Origin of the sequence: Nostoc sp. CCY 9925 (assembly GCF_963920935.1) — a bacterium.
Lineage (GTDB): Bacteria > Cyanobacteriota > Cyanobacteriia > Cyanobacteriales > Nostocaceae > Nostoc.
The window spans coordinates 1-4,109 of sequence record NZ_CAWUDO010000223.1; the positions used below are offsets into that span (position 1 = coordinate 1).

The following is a 4,109-nucleotide window of genomic DNA, read 5'->3' on the forward strand; positions in this document are numbered from 1 at the left end:
AATTGCCTAATCTTCCTGGCACTGCGGGAGAACTGCGATGTAGCTCACCATTGGAACGAATGGGGCTTTGCCGACATCCCGCAAGAGGTCGTCTCCTGGTGTGACGAGCTTCAAGAAGATGAACTTTTGGAACTGACAACACAGATCACAGCAGGCTTGTTAGACGAATTTACCACCATCTCAATGTTTACTGAGAACGCCCAAAACTATGCTGTGCAAGCAGTTGAGCCACAAAAGCAGCCCACTTTATTGAGCGACTACTAAAGCACTTGTCAAGTACACGTCACCCGCTAACGAGGTACATTTCACCAATCAATGAAGCACACGTCACCCACTATCGAGGGACACGTCACCCACTATGACCGACCAACAGATCGCAGATCGAGCCACGACAAACGGTAAATCGACCACCAATAAGACTGAACGCAAGGGCAAACCGAGAGAGTGGAAAGAAATGGCAGACGATCCGCTCTCAGAGGGGTTCGATTCTCACCAAGCTGAATACGTAGTAGGTAGAACTCAGGTAGGCTTTGGCACTTTAGAACCCGGTCAACTGTTTTCTCGGTCGAAAACCGGGAAAAGCCTTTACGTCAAACTCAACGACGGTCGGGCAGTTTGCCTTGACACCCGTCAACCGATCGAGGTTAGCCCAACAAGGCGAAAAACCTGGCAGATATGGCTTGTAACACTTTTCAACAGCACTACTGCCACTAAAGTTGATTATTAAGGAGATTAAAATGACCGACCCAAACGAACCAGACTACTCAGATCCAGCTTACTGGGCATCACAGGGCATCGAAATGATTGTCATCAACACTGAAAACCCAGAAAGTGTTAACGCCGGATTTGAAGAGATCGCCGAACGCATTAGACAAGCAGTAACCGAGATTAGAGAAGCAGAAGACCAAGCCGATTTTTAAAGGGCGATCCACCTCTGCCAAGAACGCGCGATCGCCCCCAATAAGTTGGCTAATTTCTTTCAAAATTACCCATCAAAATTATGACCGATCAACAGTACCCAAGCAACGAAATCCATTGCGTCGGCTTCCCAGAGGGGCAACTTTTGGGCAACGGCGCCACCTCCGAGGAATGCGCCGACATCTCAGCCGCCTACCTTCAAGGAAAACCACTGCCTACAAGTGATAACGAAGTTATCAACCGAATATCAGACCGACTCACCCAAACTAGTGGCTACGGGCAGTACAGCGATTGGGGGCACGATGTTTAAAGAAAATCTTTATCGAGCATCGCTCACAGCCCTTGTCCAAGAGGGGGTTCCAGTAGACGTAGCTGTAAAAGCTTCTGAAGTGGTAGCTAGAGACGAAGCAGGGAAACCCAACTTTGGGAGAAAACCCGAAGACCAGGAAGCAGTAGAAGAAGCAATGAAACACTACTGGGCAGGGCAGATCGATGCACAGTAACATTCCCCCCCCCCCGACTGGTATCAGTCGCAAGCGGAACTTGCAGCCATCGAACTGGACTACGACTTACATCTAGCCGCCTGCGAAACCGGGATTAAGGAAGGCATCGCCGCCAGCCTAGAGCCAATGCCCAAACCAGTCGAGCAACAGCCGGACAACTCGGTTTACAACTTCAACGCGATTTTAGACGCGTTCAGTTAATTAATAAGCCCCCTCAATTGGGGGCTGCATCCATGAATAAAGAACCATCAAAACTAACTTCTGCCCTGGGGGAGGCGATGGGAGCGTTAATCATCCTTTTATTGCTCATGCCCTTAGTGGCCTTGTGCTTGAGAGCAACAGTAGATATTGTTCGCATCAACTGTGAGGTGAACCGCAATGGCCGATGAACAGCCAAAAATTGTAGTTGAAGTTCCGAGCGATCGCGGTTACTCCCCACTCCCTACTCCCCAAGTTGATAAACTCCAGGAATTTAAAAAGGGGTGGATAAACGCGATCGCCCTGCCAGACAGTCTGCCAGACCTAGCTTATGAACTTGCTTCCACAGTGGCAATTCCCGCTTTATTAAGTAGCTTTTGGGTTACCCTGCCTCTGCCTGGATTTATCCGGCTGGGTGTTTTGGGAGTGTTAGCGGTGGCTGGAACTGTGGCAGTTTATTTGCACCAAGCAGTCCCAGAGGTCAAAGATATTCTCCTGTTGCGTGTTGGGTTGATTGCAGTGGGAGTTTTACTCGGACTATGACTACAAAACTACATCCTTCTCAGTTACACCAACACTTGCAGATGTATACCCGCGCCAAGTGGTCATTCTGGGGAAGTTTAGCTCTTAGCTGTGGTTTGTTGTTTCTGGGAGCGAGTCAGAAAACTGAGTCTAAGCCGTGGATACTAGCAGCGTCAGTTGGGACTTTGGAAGTAGGGCGCAGACATCGCCAAACTGCCAAGATTCTCCTTGAATCACTTGGCGACATCGACCGGGCATCACGGCTGAATTTTCAAGCTTTGGCTAGAACTCAGACACAAACCACGGCACAGTTAGCGCTCACAGTTGGGGCGATTGATGCCAGTTGGCAACCAGAAAACATGATTACAGATCCAGTTGAGTACATCCAAAAAAAGCAAAAACACGTTGCTTTAGTCGGTGGCACTGGCGATGGTAAATCGACTTTCACCCAGTACCTATCATCAAGAATTGGTGGCAGAGTCATTGTTTACGACAGTGACGCAAAACCCGATGATTGGGCATGGATTGACCAAGCCGATGTTATTGGCAGAAAGGGAAACTTTCAAGCCATCGATGAGGCAATGGGCAATGACCTTAAAACCTTGGAGGAGCTTGTAGAACTGCGGGGAGATGGGGGAGATAACGCGATCGCCGGACGCGAACGTTTTCTAATTGCAGAGGAATTCCCCATCCTGGCTGATGAATGCGATAACGCTAGCACCTGGATAAAACGCCATGCCAAACGGGGACGACGTTACAAACAGTTCGTTTGTGCGCTGGCCCAAAATGACACGGCTGAAAATTACGGATTGCAAGGCGACAAAGACACCCTTTACAGCTGCTTCGTGCTGGTGCGTTTGGGACAGTTCGGCCGCGACCACGCCAGGACTAAGCTCAAAGATCCTCAACTAGAGCAATGGTTGAAAGCCGGAGGTAAAAAGCGATTTATGGTCGATGACCAACCCTGTGAACTGGATTTGAGCAACTGGGCACAAAACGCGATCGCGCCTGCGGAAATCTCCGGCGGGGGAAGTGATGAGGCGCGATCGCTTCCATCAGCCATGAACGAGTATGAGCAATTTATCTTGGACTGGGGTCAACAGCACCCAGGTGAGATTTTAAAGGCTGGAATGCTCAGCCGAGCTACGCGGCTATTTGACGGTATGCAGCCAGATGAAGTGCGGATCATCTTCGCTTCTATGGCTGACAGGGGTTTGGGCGAAGTGGAGGGAAATGGCGATCGACTCGGCTGGAAGTGGTCGTAGTATTGTCTACAGTTTGTCTATAGTTCGCCTACACCTTGCAGCAGTGCTTTAGGGGCGAATTAGTTAGCAAGTCTCCAATACTGCCAGTTTTACTGAAGACGATTTTAACCCCGTCACCACCTCATCGACAGACCGTCTACAGCGTCTACAATTTTTCAGCCCAAAAATTTTGGCTGTAGACGCCTAAAAACCTTAAAAAATAAGGGTTTCGGCAATTGTAGACAAAATTTTTGAAAATGCTATCACTGTCCATCTACCAAATTTAATTAGGAGAAAACAATGCCTACCACTCAATCGATAACAGTTAAGCGCACTGAAAATTTGGGGAATTACTCTAATAGAGTCATGGAGGAAACAATATTACTCAATGAAGGAGAAGACCCCGACGAGGAACGCAGAAAGTTAAGCTTAAAAATTGAGCGTTCGCTACATGAAGATACAAGACAACAGGTAAGGGAAGAAATTCGGGAATTACGTGAAGAGAAATCTAAATTAAATTCCGAACTTAGGGAATTACGTGAGCAAATAAGAAAATACAAAACTGTACTTGAAATACATCAAGCCTTTGTAGAAAGTGCCGGGGACATTTTAAAAACAGATTTTGACGACAACACAACAACCGAGAGCGATGTTGACTCTTTTCTTGACCCCGAAAACAAATCTGATTTAGCAATAGATACTTACGACGATGACGATGGCGATG

General features: G+C 48.0%; 9 protein-coding genes. All 9 read left to right on the plus strand.

Going from position 1 to position 4,109, the window contains the following annotated elements; genetic code table 11:
* Positions 1 to 264, plus strand: a 264-nt coding sequence (locus tag ACM0OY_RS39625) for a hypothetical protein (protein ID WP_414574177.1), incomplete at its 5' end; no start/stop codon positions are given.
* Positions 265 to 358: 94 nt separating this feature from the next.
* Positions 359 to 727 carry a hypothetical protein gene (locus ACM0OY_RS39630; RefSeq protein ID WP_414574178.1) on the plus strand — a complete coding sequence of 123 codons (369 nt, stop codon included), beginning with the start codon at positions 359 to 361 and terminating at the stop codon, positions 725 to 727.
* Positions 728 to 737: 10 nt separating this feature from the next.
* Positions 738 to 920, plus strand: a complete 183-nt coding sequence (locus ACM0OY_RS39635; RefSeq protein ID WP_414574179.1) for a hypothetical protein — start codon at positions 738 to 740, stop codon at positions 918 to 920.
* A gap of 80 nt (positions 921 to 1,000) precedes the next feature.
* Positions 1,001 to 1,228, plus strand: coding sequence for a hypothetical protein (locus ACM0OY_RS39640; protein ID WP_414574180.1), 228 nt, complete (start codon positions 1,001 to 1,003; stop codon positions 1,226 to 1,228).
* Positions 1,221 to 1,421 (plus strand): hypothetical protein, encoded by a 201-nt coding sequence (locus ACM0OY_RS39645; RefSeq protein ID WP_414574181.1) that lies wholly within the window; start codon positions 1,221 to 1,223, stop codon positions 1,419 to 1,421. The genes ACM0OY_RS39640 and ACM0OY_RS39645 overlap by 8 nt, the downstream gene beginning before the upstream one ends.
* Positions 1,422 to 1,654: 233 nt before the next feature.
* A complete protein-coding gene (locus tag ACM0OY_RS39650) occupies positions 1,655 to 1,810 on the plus strand; it encodes a hypothetical protein (protein ID WP_414574182.1) in 156 nt (51 codons plus the stop codon).
* Positions 1,800 to 2,162 carry a hypothetical protein gene (locus ACM0OY_RS39655; RefSeq protein ID WP_414574183.1) on the plus strand — a complete coding sequence of 121 codons (363 nt, stop codon included), beginning with the start codon at positions 1,800 to 1,802 and terminating at the stop codon, positions 2,160 to 2,162. Before ACM0OY_RS39650 ends, ACM0OY_RS39655 begins: the two co-directional genes overlap by 11 nt.
* The gene (locus ACM0OY_RS39660; protein WP_414574184.1) at positions 2,159 to 3,406 is read left to right on the plus strand and encodes a hypothetical protein; all 1,248 of its coding nucleotides are present in this window, start codon (positions 2,159 to 2,161) and stop codon (positions 3,404 to 3,406) included. Before ACM0OY_RS39655 ends, ACM0OY_RS39660 begins: the two co-directional genes overlap by 4 nt.
* A gap of 279 nt (positions 3,407 to 3,685) precedes the next feature.
* The coding region (locus tag ACM0OY_RS39665; protein WP_414574185.1) for a hypothetical protein at positions 3,686 to 4,109 on the plus strand (424 nt) is incomplete at its 3' end.